16 protein-coding genes are annotated in these 18650 nt (G+C 64.5%); 8 read left to right on the top strand and 8 right to left on the bottom strand.

What is annotated here, in order from left to right:
* Window positions 1-36: 36 nt before the first annotated feature.
* A complete protein-coding gene (locus ACVJGD_RS07360; RefSeq protein ID WP_456633191.1) occupies window positions 37-1320 on the top strand; it encodes an IS701 family transposase in 1284 nt (427 codons plus the stop codon).
* A 184-nt stretch (window positions 1321-1504) separates the two neighbouring features.
* Here ACVJGD_RS07360 and ACVJGD_RS07355 read toward each other — a convergent pair whose 3' ends face one another.
* The 3 genes from ACVJGD_RS07355 to ACVJGD_RS07345 all read right to left on the bottom strand — a co-directional run bounded on the left by ACVJGD_RS07355 (window position 1505) and on the right by ACVJGD_RS07345 (window position 6139).
* Window positions 1505-2731 (bottom strand): GGDEF domain-containing protein, encoded by a 1227-nt coding sequence (locus ACVJGD_RS07355; protein ID WP_456633726.1) that lies wholly within the window; start codon window positions 2729-2731, stop codon window positions 1505-1507.
* 83 nt (window positions 2732-2814) lie between these two features.
* Window positions 2815-4317, bottom strand: a complete 1503-nt coding sequence (locus ACVJGD_RS07350) for an AMP-binding protein (RefSeq protein WP_456633725.1) — start codon at window positions 4315-4317, stop codon at window positions 2815-2817.
* 34 nt (window positions 4318-4351) lie between these two features.
* Window positions 4352-6139 (bottom strand): extracellular solute-binding protein, encoded by a 1788-nt coding sequence (locus tag ACVJGD_RS07345; protein ID WP_456633724.1) that lies wholly within the window; start codon window positions 6137-6139, stop codon window positions 4352-4354.
* A 306-nt stretch (window positions 6140-6445) separates the two neighbouring features.
* Between ACVJGD_RS07345 and ACVJGD_RS07340 the strand changes: the two genes are divergently transcribed.
* Window positions 6446-7273 (top strand): invasion associated locus B family protein, encoded by an 828-nt coding sequence (locus tag ACVJGD_RS07340; protein ID WP_456633723.1) that lies wholly within the window; start codon window positions 6446-6448, stop codon window positions 7271-7273.
* A 121-nt stretch (window positions 7274-7394) separates the two neighbouring features.
* On the opposite strand, the gene hspQ is transcribed toward ACVJGD_RS07340, so the two are convergent.
* Complete coding sequence (gene hspQ, locus ACVJGD_RS07335) at window positions 7395-7727, bottom strand: heat shock protein HspQ (protein ID WP_456633722.1); 333 nt, start codon at window positions 7725-7727, stop codon at window positions 7395-7397.
* Between the two features lie 118 nt (window positions 7728-7845).
* Between hspQ and ACVJGD_RS07330 the strand changes: the two genes are divergently transcribed.
* Complete coding sequence (locus ACVJGD_RS07330; RefSeq protein ID WP_456633721.1) at window positions 7846-8799, top strand: AEC family transporter; 954 nt, start codon at window positions 7846-7848, stop codon at window positions 8797-8799.
* A 6-nt stretch (window positions 8800-8805) separates the two neighbouring features.
* Here the strand turns inward: ACVJGD_RS07330 and ACVJGD_RS07325 are convergent, their stop codons facing one another.
* A complete protein-coding gene (locus ACVJGD_RS07325; RefSeq protein ID WP_456633720.1) occupies window positions 8806-9996 on the bottom strand; it encodes a UbiH/UbiF family hydroxylase in 1191 nt (396 codons plus the stop codon).
* Window positions 9997-10136: 140 nt separating this feature from the next.
* On the opposite strand from ACVJGD_RS07325, the gene pcsA reads away from it, so the two are divergent.
* From pcsA to ACVJGD_RS07310, 3 genes are all read left to right on the top strand, one after another.
* The gene (gene pcsA, locus ACVJGD_RS07320) at window positions 10137-10871 is read left to right on the top strand and encodes a phosphatidylcholine synthase (protein WP_456633719.1); all 735 of its coding nucleotides are present in this window, start codon (window positions 10137-10139) and stop codon (window positions 10869-10871) included.
* Window positions 10868-11596: a TerC family protein gene (locus ACVJGD_RS07315; protein ID WP_456633718.1), complete on the top strand. Its 729-nt coding sequence runs from the start codon at window positions 10868-10870 to the stop codon at window positions 11594-11596. Before pcsA ends, ACVJGD_RS07315 begins: the two co-directional genes overlap by 4 nt.
* An 82-nt stretch (window positions 11597-11678) precedes the next feature.
* Complete coding sequence (locus ACVJGD_RS07310; protein ID WP_456633717.1) at window positions 11679-12653, top strand: quinone oxidoreductase family protein; 975 nt, start codon at window positions 11679-11681, stop codon at window positions 12651-12653.
* Between the two features lie 137 nt (window positions 12654-12790).
* Here ACVJGD_RS07310 and ACVJGD_RS07305 read toward each other — a convergent pair whose 3' ends face one another.
* The 3 genes from ACVJGD_RS07305 to rimO form a co-directional block, all read right to left on the bottom strand.
* On the bottom strand, window positions 12791-13987 hold the full coding sequence (locus ACVJGD_RS07305; protein ID WP_456633716.1) for an acetylornithine transaminase: 1197 nt from the start codon (window positions 13985-13987) through the stop codon (window positions 12791-12793).
* A gap of 228 nt (window positions 13988-14215) precedes the next feature.
* The gene (locus ACVJGD_RS07300; protein ID WP_456640203.1) at window positions 14216-14857 is read right to left on the bottom strand and encodes an Mpo1-like protein; all 642 of its coding nucleotides are present in this window, start codon (window positions 14855-14857) and stop codon (window positions 14216-14218) included.
* Window positions 14858-15133: 276 nt separating this feature from the next.
* Entirely contained in the window at window positions 15134-16459 is a 1326-nt protein-coding gene (gene rimO / locus ACVJGD_RS07295; protein WP_456633715.1) for a 30S ribosomal protein S12 methylthiotransferase RimO, read from the bottom strand.
* 113 nt (window positions 16460-16572) lie between these two features.
* Between rimO and ACVJGD_RS07290 the strand changes: the two genes are divergently transcribed.
* Both ACVJGD_RS07290 and ACVJGD_RS07285 read left to right on the top strand, forming a co-directional pair.
* Window positions 16573-17163: an ANTAR domain-containing response regulator gene (locus ACVJGD_RS07290; RefSeq protein WP_456633714.1), complete on the top strand. Its 591-nt coding sequence runs from the start codon at window positions 16573-16575 to the stop codon at window positions 17161-17163.
* Window positions 17160-18323, top strand: a complete 1164-nt coding sequence (locus ACVJGD_RS07285) for a CmpA/NrtA family ABC transporter substrate-binding protein (RefSeq protein WP_456633713.1) — start codon at window positions 17160-17162, stop codon at window positions 18321-18323. Before ACVJGD_RS07290 ends, ACVJGD_RS07285 begins: the two co-directional genes overlap by 4 nt.
* Window positions 18324-18650 lie beyond the last annotated feature (327 nt).

Raw genomic sequence — 18650 nt, 5'->3', positions numbered from 1 at the left:
AATTGAGGAGATTCAATATTTGGCGCGGAGGGCCAGATGAATCTCGATCAGGGTGGCGATAGCGAAACGCGGTTTGCGGAGTATGTAGCCGGTCTTGGAAGCGTGATCGGTCACGTGGAGCGGACGAGACCGCTGCGCGACTATTGCACGGGCCTGATGCTGCCTGGGGAACGCAAGAGCGTTGAGCCGATGGCGGCGCGGACGGCTCCAGCGCGCACGGCGGCACAGCACCAGTCGTTGCTGCATTTTGTCGCCAACGCGGCATGGTCGGATGAGGACGTGCTGGCGAAGGTGCGCGAGATGGTGCTGCCGGCGATCGAGAAGAGCGGACCGATCGAGGCGTGGATCATCGATGACACCTCGTTCCCCAAGCAAGGCAAGCATTCGGTCGGCGTGCACCACCAATATTGCGGGCAGCTCGGCAAGCAGGCCAATTGCCAGGTGGCGGTGTCGCTGTCGGTTGCCAATCATGCCGCCAGCCTTCCGGTGGCCTATCGGCTGTACTTGCCGGAAGCCTGGACGAAGGATCGTGCCCGGCGGAAGAAGGCAGGCGTGCCGAAACAGATCAAGTTCAAGACCAAGCCGCAGATCGCGCTGGAGCAAATCCGCGGGGCCTGCGAGAGCGGCCTGCCACGCGGCGTCGCGTTGATGGATGCGGCCTACGGCAGGGACGCGCGGCTGCGTGCAGGCATGACGGAATTGGGTGTGCCTTACGTGGTCGGCATCGTGCCGACCATCTTGATGTGGGCCCCTGGCAGCGGCCCACGGCGGATGGACAAGCCGATGAACAACACCGGCCGCCGCGACGAGCCCGAACTGGTCTCGGCCAAAAAAGTGGCACTCGGTCTACCGAAGCAGGCTTGGCGCACGGTGACGTGGCGGGAAGGCTCGGCCGACCAGCTATCCTCGCGCTTCGCCCGTGTGCGTGTCCGCGTCGGGTACAACAAGCTGATCCCCGAGAAGCTGTCGCCTGAGTGGCTGTTGATCGAATGGCCGGAGGGCGAAGCCGAGCCGACCAAATACTGGCTCTCCACGCTGCCGGAGAACGTCAGCTTCACGCAGCTCGTCGATCTGGCCAAGCTGCGCTGGCGCATCGAGCGCGACTATCAGGAGCTCAAGCAGGAGGTCGGACTCGGTCACTACGAAGGGCGCGGCTGGCGTGGCTTCCATCATCACGCAACCCTGTGTATCGCGGCCTACGGCTTCCTCATCGCCGAACAGGCGACGATTCCCCCCTCAGGACCTCGTTCCGCCTCGCCAGTCCAGGTCCCTCCCTTACCCGACAACTATCGACCCAGAGGATCTGCCCTTGCGGCCTGAACGCCACGTCCCGAACTCGATTGCAACCATGCGCGTGCGGCTGAGCCGTGCCCTCAGCAAAACGATCACACGATGCCCTTGTTGCGGCGCCCTCGCCGCATCACGCACGCGCAGAAAAATCATGACGCAGTAAGATTAACTCGGCTCTGCCTCCAAAGGGAGCCGACACCATCCCTATGCAGAGTTACGACGCCGCGCGATGTGCCTCGTCATGCAGCCGCACGATCAGCGATGTAGCAGTGTCGTTCGGCAGCAGCGTTGCGACGCTCACGCTGGGCTCGGTGCGCATATCGCGCTTGCCGTGGCTGGTGTGGCGCATGACGCTGGAGAGGCGACGCGCGATGGCATGGGCGTTGCGCAGGTCGGCCCCGGCGAACACGACGATGACCGATCCGTCTTCCTGGGCCGTACCAAAGTCCATCTGGCGCATCAGGCGGCTGATGATGCGGGCGCCGTCGAACTGCGCGCGGGGATGGGCGGGATCGAAGGCGAATCGCGCCACGCTCAACGCGCCGCCGTGCTCGATGGTCTGATAGACGGCGGTGGCGAAATCACGCTCGAAGGCGGAGCGGGTGAGCAGGCCGGTGCGGGCATCGATCAGGCCCTCGGCGTCGATGGCGCGCAGCGTCCGGCTCAAGTGCATCTCGAACGCGTGCTGGCGCACCAGGGGCAGAGCGATCGCCGCGACATTGGCCGGCTCGCCCGCAACCAGCTCGAGATGCGGCAGCTCGTAGTTCGGGGCGAGGCCGTCCGGCGTCACCACGACCGGCAGATTGCGGAAGCGGGCGTCTTCGGCGAGCACCGTAAGGAAGGCATCGATCACGCGCAGCGTGAAGCCTTCGCCGAGCACGATGCCGTCGACGTCGCGGGAATTGAGATGCTTGGCGGCCGCCTCGATGCTGAGCGCGCCGACCACGCCGCAGCGTTCGCCGAGCACGACCGAGAGTGCCGGATAGGCGCCGCCGCGGCCGATCAGGAGCACGGTCGCGTCCCGGCTGGTATCGATATCGGAAAGCAGGATCGGCGAGGGCGGCACCAGCCGGCGCATCACGGTCGAATGCAGCGAGCGGATGCGCAGCACCGCGTTCAGACGCGCGAGCAGGCGGTTGGGGTGCGTCTTGGCGTGAAAGAATGGAATGGCATTGTCGGGCAACGCCGCTTCCGGATCGACGGCGATCAACGGCAGATAGGGCTGGCGCGGGGCGACCACCGCTGCCAATTCGGCCAGTCCCGCCTCGTCGGCGGTCGAAGCAGAGGCGATCACGGCGGCCGGCTGCACCTGGGCGACTGCGCGCGCGGCATCGACCCATGTGGTCTCGACCACCGGAAACAGCCTGGCTTCATCGAGCGCGCGCGCAAAGGCTGGCCGACCCGTGGTCGACGCAATCAGGATCGGACCTTGCTGGGGCATTCGGCAACTCGGATCGGCGCAAGCTTTGGCCGATGCTAGTTGTTGCCGCTTAATGCAGCGTCAACGCTGCGTGCGAAGTCTGCTCAGACGCCGCCGGTCCGATCACGAAAGGCTTCGACCATCAACGGGTTGAGGCCGAGTTCTGTCATGGCGTTGCGGGCGCGCGCATTGTCCTGGGCGCGCCCGGCTAGGCGATGGCCGGCGAGGCGATCGGGGAGCGCGGTGAGCAGCGCGCCCTGGCCGAGCCGACGCGACCATTCCTGCAGATCGTTGGCGAGAAAGCGGTACCCGCCCACCGCCATGATGCCGGACGGCGGCGCGGTGATATTGATGGCGCCGGTCGAACGGTCGAGCCGCGCTGCATATTCGGTATCGACGTAGTCGCGGGGCGGCGGGGCGATCAGCGCGTCGTTCGGCTGTTGGGGCGGCGCGTAGGCCGCGGCCGGCACCATCGGCCCGCGCAGGCCCAGCGTTCCCGTTGGCGTCAGCAGGATCTCGCCGGCTATGGAGGAGCCAGGGACGTCCCGCGGCGCGCCATGCGGGCCCGGCTTGATCGGCATGGGCGAGCCGTCCCCCGCACTCCGGCGCGCGCCGAACAGGCCCGCTTCACCGAACAGATAGACGTCCGTCAGCGTCGCCTGCTGCGCGGTCCAGGGCGCGCTGGAGGCAACCTGTTCGGGGGCCCGCCACAGCCCGATGACGTTGCGCAAGCTCGGCATGTTGGCGTCGAGGTCGAGTTCAGCCAGCCGCAGCGCCAGGGGCGCCGGCGCAATCAGCGTGTCGCAGGCATGGTCATTGATTTGGGCCTGCAGCGCCTCTTCGTCGAAGGGGTGGTGCAGCACCAAGGTGCCGCCGGTGAGCAGCCAGACCGCAAGCGAAGAAACCAGCCCCGCGAAGGACATCGGGGCGAAAGTTGACATGATGGTTGCGCCCTGCGGCACGTCGCTCTCCAGCGACATCGCAAGTCCGCCGGCGATCAGCGCGAAATGGGCGCGCGGTACGGGGCGGAAGCCATCGGCGGTCACATCGAAGGAGATCAGCGAGGCCTTGCGGCCGTCCTGGATCACCGCCCGCGTGGTCGAGGATTCGCGCAGGATGGCCTGGTCGAGTGAGGCCATGCCTTCGGGAAGGTCGTCGCCGAAACCACAGACATGGCGGATCGAGAACGCCTCGGCGGCCGCGTTCATTGCGAAGTCGGCATAGAGGACACCGTCGATCCGGCTCGTCGTCACGATCGCCCGCGCCGCAGTGCGGTTGAGTGCGGCGGTGAGCTCGGCATGCCGCCAGAGCAGCGGCATCGGTGCGACCACCAGGCCACAGCGATGGGCGGCCAGCACCGTCAGCGCGAATTCGACCGTGTTCGGCAATTGCACGGCAAGCACGGAATTCGCCGGCAACCCCGCTTCAATGAAATGCGCCGCTATCGCCGAGATCGCGCGGTCGGCCTGCGCATAGGTCAAGCGCTTGCGAGTCTGGCCAGTGATGCGCTGCTTGTTGAGCGGATCGACCAGCGCCAGCGCGTCCGGCTGGCGCGCCAGCACGCGCTTGAACAGGGAATCGAGCGTGGGCGAAGCGGACTGGGTCACGGGTTCAGCGTCGGTTGCATCAGTTCGGCTGCGGCTACTTCGGTTGCGGCTCTGGCCTCTGCCATAAGGTTTCCGGCAGATAGCCGGTCAGAGCAGTGCTCTCTGGCCGTTCTATCCGATTCCAGCGCGCGATCCATTGCTCCGTGACGTTAAACAGGGGAATTGCGTAGAAACCGGATATCAGCGTGCGGTCCAGCGCCCGCACCGCCGAGACGAATGCGGGGCGCTCCCGCGCCTCCAAGAGCGCGGCGATCAGGGCGTCGATCGCGGGATCCTTGGCGCCCATGTAATTCCTGGTGCCGGGAATATCGGCGGCCTGGCTGCCCCAGTAGAACGATTGCTCGTTGCCGGGCGACAGCGATTGGTCCCAGCGGTTCTGGATCATGTCGTACTCGTAGCCGAGCCGGCGCTGGTCGAACTGGACCGGATCGACCGCGCGCACGCGCACCTCGATGCCGGCACGCTTGAGGTCGCGCTGGTAGGCGAGGGCGATCCGTTCCTGGTCGCGGGTCGTCACCAGGATCTCGAACGCAAACGGCGCCTTGGTCGCGCGGTTGCGCAGCACGGTACCGTCGATCTCGTAGCCGGCCTCCGAAAGAAGCGCGAGGGCGCTGCGCAGCGCGGTGCGATCGCGGCCCGAGCCGTCGCTGACCGGCAGGTGATAACTGCCGTCGAGAATGTCGGGCGCGATATGCGCGCTCGCCCGCTGCAGCAATTCTCGTTCGCGCGCGTCGGCGGGGCGGCCATAGGCGGATAGTTCGGAGCCGGCGAAGAAACTGCCGCTACGGGCATAGAGGCCGAAGAAGTAGTTGCGGTTGATCCATTCGAAATCGAACAGGAGCGTCAGCGCCTTCCGCACGCGAACGTCTGCAAACAGCGGACGGCGGGTGTTGAACACCAGGAATTCGGACGGTTGCGGCATGCCGGTCTTGATGGTGTCGCGGATCACCTCGCCGTTGCGGGCCGCGGGAAAATCATAGCCGTCATGCCAGCGTAGCGGCTCGGACTCGACGCGGAAATCGTAGAGGCCGCGCTTGAAGGCTTCGAACTGGCCATTGGCCTCACGATAGAAGTCGAGTCTGATCTCGTCGAAATTGTAGAGACCGCGATTTATCGGTAGGTCGCGGCCCCAATAATCCGGATTGCGCACCAGCGTGACGCTCGCGCCAGGCTTCACCGCGCCGACGCGGTAGGGACCGGAGCCGATCGGCCCCGTCATCGTGGTGTCCTCGAAGGTTGAGGGATCGACCGCGTGTTTCGGCAATACCGGCATCAGTCCCAAGATTAGCGGCAGTTCACGGTCATTGGCGCCTGAGAGGTCGAAGCGCACGGTGAGCGGGTCGGGGGAATCGGCTTTCGCGACCTTGGCATAATACTGCCGGTGGTTGGGACGGCCGTGGTCGCGCAACAGCTCCCAGGAGAACAGCACGTCCTCGGCGGTGACCGCTTTGCCGTCGGAAAAGCGGGCGCGGGGATCGAGATGGAAGGTGACGTAGCTTCTCGCATCATCGGTCTCGACCGTCTTGGCGAGCAGGCCGTAGAGCGTGAACGGCTCGTCATTGCCGCGCGCAAGCAGGCTCTCGACGACGAAGCCCCTGATCTGCTGCACGGCCAGGCCGCGAACGATCAGCGGGTTGAGGCTGTCGAACGTCCCGAGGATGCCCCAGGTCAGCCGGCCGCCCTTGGGCGCATCCGGGTTGGCGTAGGGCATATGGGTGAAATCGGCCGGCAGCGCCGGCGCGCCGTGCATCGCGATGGCGTAGCTTTCCGACGCTCGCGCCGGGCCGGTCCCGACCAGCGCGAGGGCGATCGCGAGAACCACCGCGGCGCGCGCGCCACGCCCTAATGCAACCCAGGAAACGCGTGGAGCAACGCGTCGATCTGATTCGCGAAATTTCACGGAACGAGCTTTACCACAGGACCTTGCAACTCGCCGTGACGTTGGGGCAAACCCGCTTGTCGGCATTGATCTTTTCGTCTGCCGCTGTATTGAAGGCGTGCAATTGAACAAGGCGGCAGCGCCTGTCACGTATCCGCCTCAATTGACTAGGAGACAGCCGCCCCAAACGGCTAGGTGTCGGTGCCTGCAGCGGTTTCGGGCGCCGCCGTTGAGAAAGGGTTTTCCGCAATGAATTTCCGTATCTTGGCCGCGTCGGCCCGGCCGCGTGGGCGAATTTTCGCCGCCTTGGCAGCGACGGCCCTGTCGGCCACCCTGCTTGTTCCCGAGGCGGGCGCCCAGCAGCCGGCGGCGCCAGCGGCACCGAAGGCCGCGCCCAAGGCGGCGCCGAAGGCTGCCCCCAAGGCGCCCGCGCCGGCAGCCCAGGGTCAGCCTCCGGCCCAGGGCGCTCCGGCCGCGCAAGCCCAGCCGCAGCAGCCTCCGGCCCAGGATCAGCAGGTCCAGCTCATCTACGCGCCCTGGACCAAGTTCTGCCTCAAGGGCCAGGATGCCAACGCCAAGCAGGTCTGCTTCACGGGCAAGGACGGCCGTATCGAATCAGGTCAGCCGGTGATCGCTGCCGTGATCATCGAGCCCGAGGGTGAACCGAAGAAGATCCTGCGCGTGACGCTGCCGCTCGGCATGCAACTCGTGCACGGCACCCGCATCATCGTCGACAACAACCCGCCGCAGCAGGCGCCCTATGTGATCTGCTTCGCCAATGGCTGCATGTCGGACTATGAGGCGACCCCCGAACTGCTCAACAGCCTGAAGAAAGGCCAGAACCTGGTGGTGCAGGCGATCAACGCCAACGGCGCGCCGCTGACGCTGCCGCTGCCGCTCGTCAACGAATTCGCCAAGGCCTATGACGGCCCGCCGACCGATCCGAAGGTGTTCGAGGAAAACCAGAAGAAGCTGCAGGAAGAATTGCAGAAGCGCGCCGAAGAGGCCCGCAAGAAGCTTGAGGCCAATCCGCCGGCAACCGGTGTCTCCAGCCCGCCTCCGGCGGGGGCAAAGTAACGACAGGATTTCTCCCGATAAATCAAAGGCGCTCCGGGTGGAGCGCCTTTTTTCTTACGAGAGAAATCTGATCCGATCTGATGATGCGGTGCAGCAGAATCCGCATCGCGCGAGAGCTGATCTAGTTCAGCGAGGGATTGCGCGGGCGGTAGCCGCCGGACTTGTCCTGGATGAAGATCTCGGCCACCTGGGAGTGGCGGATCGGTTCGCCGGAATTATCGGGGAGCAAGTTCTGCTCGGAGACGTAGGCGACGTATTCGGTTTCCGCGTTTTCGGCGAGCAGGTGGTAGAAAGGCTGATCCTTGTGCGGCCGCACTTCTTCCGGGATCGACAGCCACCATTCCTCGGTGTTGTTGAACTCCGGATCGATGTCGAAGATCACCCCCCGGAAGGAAAACACCCGGTGGCGGACGATCTGCCCGATCTGGAACTTGGCGGTACGCGCTTTTATCATAGCTCGTCGATAGACCATGATAGCGGCGGATGCTAGGGGCAAGCGCGCGAATTAACCTTTCGCTTCTGCCGGATTTTCCGGCATTTCCCCTTAGAAAATCCCCAAAAAGACGCCTTCCGTGGTCGATATCCTCAATCTTGCGCTGCCCTACTTCGGCCTGATCTTCATCGGTTTCGCCTGCGGCAAGGCCAAGGGCCTGCCCGAATCCGGGCTCGCCTGGATGAATTTCTTCCTGCTCTACGTCTCGCTGCCGGCGCTCCTGTTCGGCATCATGTCGAAGACACCGTTCTCAGAACTCAACAACCCGCCGTTCCTGGTTGCAACCACGCTCGGAACCATGATCGCCTTTTTCCTTGCGATGCTGGTCGCCAAGCTCTTGGGGCGGTTGTCGCTGCGCGAGGCGACGCTCGCGGGGCTCTCCGGCGCCTATGGCAATATCGGCTATATGGGTCCGGGCCTAGCGCTCGCGGTGCTGGGGCCGAAGGCCGCGGCGCCGACCGCGCTGATCTTCTGCTGTGACAGCATCTTCCTGTTCTCGATCGTGCCGCTTCTGATCGAACTGACGGACCGCGACCATCCCTCGCTGTTGCACGCGTTCGGGGTCGTGGCGCGCCAGATCGTGCTGAACCCGCTGATCATGGCGGCGTGCTTCGGAGCGCTTGCCGCGGCCCTGCATCTGCGCTTTCCGATTGCGCTGGATAATACGCTGCTATTCCTGCAGAACGCCGCGGCGCCGGTGGCGCTGTTCGTGCTCGGTGTCACGGTCGCGCTGCGGCCGCTCGATTGGATTCCGTGGGACGTGCCGGGCGTGATTGCCGTCAAGCTTCTGATCCATCCGCTGCTTGCGTTCGGCTTGATGCTGGCGTTTGGCCCCTTCGCGCAGTCGTGGGCGGCGACCGCCGTGCTGATGGCCTCACTGCCGCCGGCGCTGAACGTGTTCGTGATCGCGCGGCAGAACGACACCTGGGTCAAGCCGGCCTCGGTCGCCGTGCTGGTCGGCACCTTTGCCTCTGTCGTCACGCTGACCAGCGTGATGTGGGTGCTGCAGACCGGAAGGCTGAGTTTTCCGTAAAGACCGTCAGCCCACTTGCCGCCACGACGGCGCAAGGCCTTCGCGCATGGCGAGCCGTCGGAGCGGGCCGATCGATCCGATCAGATGCATGCCCGCGGCGCGGATCGACTGCATGGGGAGGAAATCGCTGAGCAGCGAGCGGTTGGCGAGGTCGATGGCGAAGGTCCGACTCAGGACGTCGCTCCGCCGTGCCGACTGGTAGCGCGCCAATATCTGTGGCGCGCCGGGGTCCTCGCCATGCGAGAGCGCTTCGCCGGCGAACTTGGCGATATCGGTGGCATCCCGCAGCCCGAGGTTGAGGCCCTGCGCGCCGATCGGTGGCACCACGTGGGCGGATTCGCCGACCAGCGCGATCCGGTTCCTGGCAAACTGCCAGGGCTGTTCGATCGCGAGCGGAAACAGATTGCGCCCCGGCTCGACCTCGACGCGGCCGAAAATCGAGTGCGACTGCTTCTCGGCGGCGTCAGACAGTTCCGCATCGCTCAGTGCCTTCAGCCGCTCGGCTTCCGCGGGCGAGGAAACCCAGACCACGCTGCAGCGATTGCCGGGCAAGGGCACGAACACGACGGGACCATTCGGCGTGTGGAATTCGGTCGAGATATTCTTGTGCGGGCGCGAGTGGGCGATGTTGAAGGTCAGGGCCGACTGCTTCAGCTCGTGGCGGCTGATTTCGATGCCGGCGGCCTCGCGCGATTGAGATTGCCGGCCGTCGGCGCCGATCACCAGCCGCGCCGCCAGGGGCTCGCCGCGACCGGTCCGGATCGTGACGATGGCTTCTTCCGGAGTGATGGCCTCGGCCTCGTCGTCGAAGCGCGTGAGATCGGGCAGTTCCGCCACACGTTGTTCCAGCGCCGCGATCAACGAGCGGTTGTCGACGTTGAAGCCGAACTGCTCGAGGCCGATCTCGTCCGACGAGAACCGCACCTCCGGGGCGCGGATCAGCCGCCCGGTGTCATCGACCAGTCGCATCACCTTTAAAGCCGCGGCCTTGTCGGCCAGCCGCCGCCAGACATCCAGCCGCGCGAGCAGGTCGACAGAGGCGCCGAGCAGCGCGGTGGTGCGATTGTCGGCATAGGGCGCGCGGCGGGCGAGCAGGGCGGTCTTCGCCCCGGCATCCGCAAGCGCGATGGCGGCGGTCAGCCCTGCGGGGCCGCCGCCGATGACCACTGCGTCATAGACATGCGGTGCATCTTTCATATCGGAACATTTGACGGGATTGCCGGCATTTTCAAGCCATCAAATTCGCTAAAATCTTTCCACCGATTTGCGCGGCGGAACGCCGCAAGCGCGGATATGCAAACATAGGCGATTCCTGATAGCACTGCCCGGCGATGGAGATGGACCAGCCCAGCGAGCCAGCTACTCTTACCGCATCGCTGCGGATGCGGATGGCGGCATTCTCCGTGCACATCTTCACGGCGATGGGGGCGGGCGTCGCGCTGCTCGCACTGATGGAGGCCGTGCGCGAACACTGGGCCAACATGTTCGGCTGGCTCGGGGTGGCGCTGGTCATCGATGCGATCGATGGCCCGATCGCGCGCAAGCTCGACGTGGTGCGGCTGCAGCCGAACTGGTCCGGCGAGGTGCTCGACCTGGTCGTCGATTTCGTCACCTATGTCTTCGTTCCCGCCTATGCGATCACGGCAAGTCATTTGCTGCTGCCGCTGGCGGCGCCGATCCTCGGCATCGGCATCGTGATCTCGAGCGCGCTGTATTTCGCGGACCGCAGGATGAAAGCCGCCGACAATCATTTCCGCGGCTTCCCCGGCCTGTGGAACGCGGTGGCGTTCTATCTGTTCCTGCTGCATCTGCCGCCGGTGTGGTCGAGCCTTGCCGTGGCGATCCTGATCGCGCTCACCTTCGCGCCGTTCCACGTGCTGCATCCGGTGCGCGTGGCGCGGCTGCGCTGGCTGACGTTGTGGCTGATGGCCGCCGGAGCGGTGCTGGCGCTGTACACGCTCGCCTGCGACTTCGATGTCGGCGCGCCGGTCGTCGTGGCGCTCTGCGCGATCGCCGCCTATGTCGTCGGCAGCGACGCCGTCATCCGGTTGATGAGGTCGCTCAGAACATGATCGAACTGTTGGCCAGCCCGGAAGCGTGGGCGGCGCTCGTCACATTGACGGCACTGGAGATCGTGCTCGGCATCGACAACGTGATCTTCCTGTCGGTGCTGGTCTCCCGCATCCCGCCGCCGCAGGCGAAGCGCGCGCGGCAGATCGGATTGTTCCTGGCGCTCGTGTTCCGCATCCTGCTGCTAAGCCTGCTGGTGTGGCTGATCGGGTTGACGGAACCGGTGATCACGGTGAGGGGGCTCGCGCTGTCCTGGCGCGACATCATCCTGATCGGCGGCGGGCTGTTCCTGATCGCAAAGGCGACCCACGAGATCCATGGCGAGGTCGAAGCGCGTGAGGGCGAGGAAGAGGCGTCGTCCAACCGCAGCGCGTTCTTCTGGGTGATCGTCCAGATCATCATCATCGACATGGTGTTCTCGCTGGATTCGATCATCACCGCGATCGGCATGGCGCAGGATCTGGAGGTCATGATCGCGGCCGTCGTGATCGCCTGCATCGTCATGTACGTTTCGTCGGGCCCGGTGGCGCGTTTTGTCGCAGAGCATCCGACCACCAAGATGCTGGCGCTGGCATTCCTGCTGTTGATCGGCGTGGCGCTGGTCGCCGATGGGTTCAGCTTCCACATCCCGCGCGGCTACATCTATTTTGCGATGGCGTTCGCAGCCGCAGTGGAGATGTTCAACGTGCTGGCGAGGCGCAACCGGAGGAAGACAGTGACGAAGTAGCCGATCCGGCCCGCGAGTTGACAACAAGGCGCCGATGGCTTTCGGTTCGGTGGCAGCGAGATAGTTGAGGGGAGAGCCCTACATGACCAAGGCCGTGTGCGTGCACAAGGTGGGAGGCCCGGAAGTCCTCACCTACGAGGATGTCGAGGTGCCGGCGCCTGCGGCGGGCGAGGTGCGGATTCGCCAGCATGCGATCGGGCTCAACTTCATCGACGTCTATTTCCGCACCGGTCTTTACAAGGCGCCCGGTCTTCCCTTCATCGCCGGCAACGAAGCGGCTGGCGAAGTGGTCGCGGTCGGACCCGGCGTGACCAATTTCCATCCCGGCGACCGCGTCGCCTATTATTTCAATCTCGGCGGCTACGCCACCGAGCGCGTCATCCCCGCCGACAAGGTGGTGAAGCTGCCCGACCACATCACCTATGAGCAGGGCGCCGTGCTGATGCTGAAGGGGCTGACAGTCTGGTATCTCCTGCACAAGACCTTCAAGGTGGAGCCGCACCACCGCGTGCTGATCCACGCAGCCGCCGGCGGCGTCGGATTGCTTGCCTGCCAATGGGCCAGCGCAATGGGCGCGCACGTGATCGGCACCGTCGGCTCGAAAGCGAAAGCCGATCTTGCGCTCGCCAACGGTTGCGATCATGTCATCCTCTACAATGAGGAGGATTTTGTCGCGCGGGTGAAGCAGATCAGTCGCGGCGAGCTCTGCGACGTCGTCTATGACGGCGTGGGCAAGACCACCTTCCCGGGCTCACTGTCGTGCCTGAAGCCGCGCGGCCTGTTCGTGAGCTTCGGCAACGCGTCCGGTCCAGTGCCGCCGTTCGCGCTCGCCGAACTCAACAACCACGGCTCGCTGTTTGCGACCCGGCCGAAGCTCAACGACTATGTCGCCACCCGGAAGGAATTGCTCGAAGGCGCCGACACGCTGTTCGCCGCCGTGATCAATGGCAAGCTGCACGTGCCGATCAACCATGCCTACGCGCTGAAGGATGTTGCACGGGCGCATATCGATCTGGAGAGCCGCGCCACCACGGGGGCGTCGATCCTGAGGCCGTAGTCGTTGCGGTGCTCGGTCTCTCCACTCGTCATGCCCGGGCTTGTCCCGGGCATCCACGTTTTTGTGGGGTGCGAGGAGGGGCGTGGATGGCCGGGACAAGCCCGGCCATGACGATGAGGAGACAGGATCGCCTTACGTCATGCCACCCGCCGCGCGGCACCCACTTGCGTCAGGATCGCGTCCAGGCCCTCGATCATCTCTGCGATCTCGGCTCGCGACACGTTCAGCGCGGGCATGAAGCGCAGTGCGTCGGGTTGCGGCGAGTTGATCAGCAGGCGCTTTGAGAACGCCTGCGCCACGATCGCGGCGCCGATCGGCAGTTTCAGATCGAGCGCCAAGAGCAGTCCACGTCCCCTGATATCACCGAGGCCGTGCCGGGCCGAGAGCCGCTGCAGCTCGCTTTCCAGGAACAGGCCCGTATCGGCTACGGACTTCAGGAATTCCGGCTTGCCGACCTGTTCGAGCACGGCAAGTCCCGCCGCGCACATCAGGGGATTGCCGTTGAAGGTGCCGCCCTGGTCGCCATGCTCGAAGCAGGCCGCATGCTCGGTCGCAAGCAAGGCGGCGAGCGGTACGCCGCCGCCGATGCCCTTGCCGAGCGTCATGATGTCGGGCGCGATCCCGCCATGCTCGTAATGGAAGAGCTTTCCGGTGCGGCCCATACCGGTCTGGATCTCGTCGACGATCAGGAGCAGGCCATGCTCGCTGGTCAGCGCGCGCAGCTCCTTCAGAAATTGATCGGTCGCGGGCCAGACGCCGGCCTCGCCCTGGATCGGCTCCAGCATCACGGCCACCGTGTTCGATGAAATCAGCTCCTTCACCGAGGAGATGTCATTGAGCCGCGCTTTCCGGAAGCCCGGCACTTTCGGCTCGAACAGCGGTTCAAACGCCTTCTTGCCGGACGCCGACATGGTCGCGAGCGTGCGGCCGTGAAAACCGCCTTCGAAGGTGATGATCTCGAAGGCGCCGTTCTTGTGCTTAGCGCCATATTTGCGGGCGAGCTTGATCGCGCCTTCATTGGCTTCCGCGCCGGAATTGGCGAAGAACACCTGGTCGAAGCAGCTCTGCTCGACGAGCGCATTGGCGAGCTTGAGGCTGGGCTCGTTGTAGAAGGCCGGGCTCGGGGTCAGCAGAGACTTGGCCTGTGCGGCGAGCGCTTCGGCGACTGCCGGCGGCGAATGGCCGAGGCAGTTGACGGCCCAACCCTGCATAAAATCGAGATAGCGGCGGCCAGTGTCGTCCCAGAGATAGGAGCCTTCGCCGCGGACAAACACGGTCTTCGGGCGCGCGGTGATGTCCATCAGCGCGTCGAACGGATGGATGGCGTTGGGCATGTCAGGCTCCTTGATAGGTTAGGATGAAAGGCAGGCGGAAACGCAAGAAGGCCGCACTTTTGAGGGTGCGGCCTTCTCGAAAACCCCTGGGCTGAACTAGCTAGTCAGCGCTGGCGTCGGACATGGCGCAACCCCTCATCGTCGCGGGTGCGACGACGGAAAGTGGCGCGGCGGTTGGTCCGGTTCAGCTTCATGGCGAAGGGCCATACAGCCCAAGGACAGGGAATGTCAAGTCGCGCGCGGCGCCTCTTCGGTGTCCTCCTCGCCCCAATCGGCGTCGGCGATGGATATATCGATCAACTCGCCGCGCAGCAGGGCAAGCGGCGATTTGTAGTACAGCGCGATGTTGTGGAACGGATCGGTCAGGACCTTGCAGACCCAAATCAATCCAGTTGGCACGTCCTTGATGATGAAAAGCTGCACCATGCGGGTAACCCCGCCGGCGATGCCGATCACAAGCCAGACGGCGCCGACGTGACGGATGAAATCCAGCCTGGTGGCCGGCGGCGAGAACACGCCGAACAGTGTCGGAAACGCGAACAGCGCGATTGGAGCCAGGCCCCAGACGACCAGCAGGACGATCTTGCGGCTCTGGTTGTAGCCGACCTTGATCGCTTCCTTGTATTCGTTTGAGACCCTGTTGACGGCGTCGTAGCCGTTGGGCTCGAAGAAGAAGTGCCCGGTCTGTCGCGTCAGCATCGCAAGCCAACCGACGAGACCCGCCAGCGCAGGGTCGGTGAATAGCAGCGCATAGCAAATCAGGAATATGACAGCGCTGATCAGGTGCAGCGTCTGATTGATGCGGCTCTGGTGGTAGTAGCGGTAATCGTCCCAACGTTGCGTGCGCAGTGTATCCGAGAAGCGGCTCATCATTATTCACCCCTTAGATTTGAAGGTGCGCGAGCCATACGTCGAGTCCGTGAATGGAGCATGACATCTTTAAGTTGTTATAATCTAGATAATTTATCTGTGATTGAGGAGCGCAGAAGCGCATTCGCAGGCTGCGAATGATCGGGCAACGCCGTTCCGTGCCGCGGAGGTAGCGGCCGGATTCTCTGAATTTTGAATATCGTCCGGCGGACGTCGAACCGGCATTGAGCTGGATCAAATCGCCCGAAGTGCAACGACTTGACGGCGTGGGGCCGCTCAGAATCCGGCGACGTTGCCGTGCAGGTCGTATTCGTCCGAGCGCTCGATCTTTGCGGTGACGATCTCGCCGATCTTCAGCGGGCGGCGGCTCGAGAGATAGACCGCGCCATCGATCTCCGGCGCATCGGCCTTCGACCGGCCTCGCGCGACGGTGGGGCCGACCTCATCGATGATGATTTGTTGCCTTGTGCCGACCTTGCGCTTCAGCCGGCGCGCCGAGATCTTCTGCTGGCGCGCCATCAGCGCGTTGTAGCGTTCTTGCTTGACCTCATCCGGCACAGCACCGGGGAGCGCGTTGGAGGTCGCGCCGGCGACGGGCTCGTATTTGAAACAGCCGACGCGGTCGATCTCGGCTTCGTCGAGCCAGTCGAGCAGATAGGCGAAATCGGAATCGGTCTCGCCGGGGAAGCCGACGATGAAGGTCGAGCGCAGCGCAAGCTCGGGGCACTGCTCGCGCCATTGCTTGATCCGCGCCAGCGTCTTGTCCTGCGCGGCGGGGCGCTTCATCGCTTTCAGGACATTCGGGCTCGCGTGCTGGAAGGGGATGTCGAGATAGGGCAGCACCTTGCCCTCGGCCATCAGGCCGATGACCTCATCGACATGTGGGTAGGGATAGACATATTGCAGCCGCACCCAGGCGCCGAGCTCGCCGAGTTCCTTTGCGAGGTCGAAGAATTTGGCGCGGACGGCGCGATCCTGCCACGGGCTCTCGGCATATTTCAGGTCGACGCCATAGGCCGAAGTGTCCTGGGAGATGACCAGCAGTTCCTTCACCCCGGCCTTCACCAGCCGCTCGGCCTCGCGCAGCACATCGTTGGCAGGCCGCGACACCAGGTCGCCCCGCAACTTCGGGATGATGCAGAAGGTGCAGCGGTTGTTGCAGCCCTCGGAAATCTTCAAGTAGGCGTAATGGCGCGGCGTCAGCTTGATGCCCTGGGGCGGCACCAGGTCGAGAAGCGGATTATGCACCGGTGGCAACGCGCGGTGCACGGCATCCAGCACGCTCTCATATTGCTGTGGGCCGGTGATGGAGAGCACGCCCGGATAGGCGCTCTCGATCTGCTCGGGTTCCGCCCCCATGCAGCCGGTCACGATCACCTTGCCGTTCTCGGCCATGGCCTCGCCGATCGCCGAGAGTGATTCCTGCTTGGCGCTGTCGAGGAAGCCGCAGGTATTGACGATCACGACATCGGCGCCGTCATGCTTGCGCGCGAGTTCGTAGCCTTCGGCCCGCAGCCGCGTGATGATGCGCTCGGAATCCACCAACGCCTTGGGGCATCCAAGCGAGACAAAGCTGATTTTCGGCGCGGCCGCCTGCTGCATATTCAAATCTGCCTGATTGATCGGCAGGAGCTAGTCCCAATTGCCCATAATTACAAGGCTTTGAGCTGGCTTCCGTCGTGCTATGGATAGTTTTGAGGGAATACGAGTGAGCGATGGCCGCCGAGTCGTCTCCGAAAATCGTTATCGTCGATGAAAGTCCGATCCGCGCCGCGATCCTGGAGGAGGGCCTCCGGGAGGCGGGTTATACCAGCGTCGTGCATATCAGCGAGATGCACAGCCTGCTGGCGCGAATCTACGCCGTCGACCCCGATATCATCGTGATCGACCTGGAAAACCCCAGCCGCGACGTGCTGGAACAGATGTTCCAGGTCAGCCGGGCCGTGCGCCGGCCGATCGCCATGTTCGTCGACCAGAGCGATGCCGCCTCGATCCAAGCCTCCGTCGAGGCGGGCGTGTCGGCCTATATCGTCGACGGCCTCAAGAAGGAGCGCATCAAGCCGATCCTCGACCTCTGCGTGTCCCGCTTCAACGCGTTCGCGCGGCTGCAGGACGAACTGGACCGCACCAAGCACGCGCTGGAAGAGCGCAAGGTGATCGATCGCGCCAAGGGCATCCTGATGAAATTGAAGGGTCTCACCGAAGAGGAGGCCTATGTGCTGCTGCGCTCCACGGCGATGCGCGAAAAGAAGAAGATCGGCGAGATCGCGCAGTCGATCCTGACCGCGTCGGAGTTGCTCAAATGACCACACCGCTTCGCATCGGTTTCATTCCGCTGGTCGACGCCGCCGCGCTGATTGTCGCCGCCGACAAGGGCTTTGCCGCCGCCGAGGGGCTCGACATCACCCTGGTGCGGGAGGTCTCGTGGTCGAACGTCCGCGACAAGCTCAATATCGGCCTGTTCGATGCCGCGCATCTGCTGGCGCCGGTCGCGATCGCGTCCAGCCTTGGCCTCGGCCATGTCAAGGTGCCGATCGTGGCGCCCTTCAACCTCGGCCTCAACGGCAACGCGATCACGGTCTCGCCGTCGCTGCACGCCGCTCTCATGGAGGAGATCGACGGGGACCGCTTCGATCCGATGGCGACGGCGCTCGCGCTTTCGCGCGTGGTCGCCAAGCGGCGCAAGAGCGGGGCGGAGCCGTTGATCTTTGGCATGACGTTCCCGTTCTCGACCCATAACTATCAATTGCGGTTCTGGATGGCGGCGGGCGGCGTTGATCCGGACGAGGACGTGCGGCTGGTGGTGCTGCCGCCGCCTTATATGGTCGACAGCCTCGCCAATGGCCATGTCGATGCGTTCTGCGTCGGCGCGCCGTGGAACTCGGTCGCGGTCGATCTCGGCATTGGCCACATCCTGCATTTCGTTTCCGACATCCTGGTCGCCGCGGTCGAGAAAGTGCTGGCGATCAGGCAGAACTGGGCGGAGAAGAACCCTGACGTCGTCGCAGCCCTGGTGCGGGCGCACCTGCGCGCCGCCGAGTTCATCGAGCGGCCGGAGAACCGCGCCGAGGCGGCCGCGCTCCTGGCGCAGCCGGAGCGGATCGGCGTTGATGCCGAAGTGATCCTGCGTACCCTCGACGGCCGGCTGAAAATCTCCCCCGACGGCACCAAGCGCCAAAGCCATCGCTACCTGCTGGTCGGCCGGGAGGGCGCGGCACGGCCTGACCCGGCGCAGGCCGCCTGGCTCTATGCCCAGATGGTGCGGTGGGGGCAGGCGGCGATGAAGCCGGACGCCCTGAAGACGGCCATGGATGTGTTCCGGCCGGACCTCTACGACGCGGCCGTGGGGCGGCCGCCACCCACCGATGCGCCCAAGGCGATCGGCGCCTTCGCCGGACCGCCCTTCGATCCCAGCGATATTCAGGGCCATCTCGCCGCATTCAAGATCGGTTTCTGGAAGCCGTGACGGCCGCTGCAGCGATGTTAGGCAGCCGGCACAGGTCGACTAAATTTTGAGCGGGCTGCTCGAAATTCGCAATGAGGCCAGCCTCCTGGTTCCCGGGCTGTCGGCCTAATATACTGAAACAGCGAGATATTTTTCATCGGCAGCGTCTGGCACGCAACTTGAATGTTGCAGTGCGGCCAGCCTGTCGCAGATGCCTGCTGGCTCACGTCCAAGATGGATTTCCGCAGCAACGAAGCTGATCGGACCGTTCCCAGGAATCAAGCAAGGCACTCCTAGGCCACGCCGGATTCCGAGCGGTCGCTTTCCACGTCGTTGACGCCACTCGCC

It is taken from the genome of Bradyrhizobium sp. USDA 10063 (assembly GCF_054063735.1).
The sequence above is the reverse complement of the archived record's forward strand: the minus strand, read 5'-3'. Positions and strand labels throughout refer to the sequence as shown.

Coding starts and splice junctions, on each gene's coding strand:
- ACVJGD_RS07340 (WP_456633723.1), top strand. CDS start 6,446: ATGAATTTCCGTATCTTGGCCGCGTCGGCCCGGCCGCGTGGGCGAATT.
- ACVJGD_RS07305 (WP_456633716.1), bottom strand. CDS start 13,987: ATGCCCAACGCCATCCATCCGTTCGACGCGCTGATGGACATCACCGCG.
- ACVJGD_RS07360 (WP_456633191.1), top strand. CDS start 37: ATGAATCTCGATCAGGGTGGCGATAGCGAAACGCGGTTTGCGGAGTAT.
- ACVJGD_RS07325 (WP_456633720.1), bottom strand. CDS start 9,996: ATGAAAGATGCACCGCATGTCTATGACGCAGTGGTCATCGGCGGCGGC.
- hspQ (WP_456633722.1), bottom strand. CDS start 7,727: ATGATAAAAGCGCGTACCGCCAAGTTCCAGATCGGGCAGATCGTCCGC.
- ACVJGD_RS07310 (WP_456633717.1), top strand. CDS start 11,679: ATGACCAAGGCCGTGTGCGTGCACAAGGTGGGAGGCCCGGAAGTCCTC.
- rimO (WP_456633715.1), bottom strand. CDS start 16,459: ATGCAGCAGGCGGCCGCGCCGAAAATCAGCTTTGTCTCGCTTGGATGC.
- ACVJGD_RS07290 (WP_456633714.1), top strand. CDS start 16,573: ATGGCCGCCGAGTCGTCTCCGAAAATCGTTATCGTCGATGAAAGTCCG.
- pcsA (WP_456633719.1), top strand. CDS start 10,137: ATGGACCAGCCCAGCGAGCCAGCTACTCTTACCGCATCGCTGCGGATG.
- ACVJGD_RS07300 (WP_456640203.1), bottom strand. CDS start 14,857: ATGAGCCGCTTCTCGGATACACTGCGCACGCAACGTTGGGACGATTAC.
- ACVJGD_RS07355 (WP_456633726.1), bottom strand. CDS start 2,731: ATGCCCCAGCAAGGTCCGATCCTGATTGCGTCGACCACGGGTCGGCCA.
- ACVJGD_RS07315 (WP_456633718.1), top strand. CDS start 10,868: ATGATCGAACTGTTGGCCAGCCCGGAAGCGTGGGCGGCGCTCGTCACA.
- ACVJGD_RS07285 (WP_456633713.1), top strand. CDS start 17,160: ATGACCACACCGCTTCGCATCGGTTTCATTCCGCTGGTCGACGCCGCC.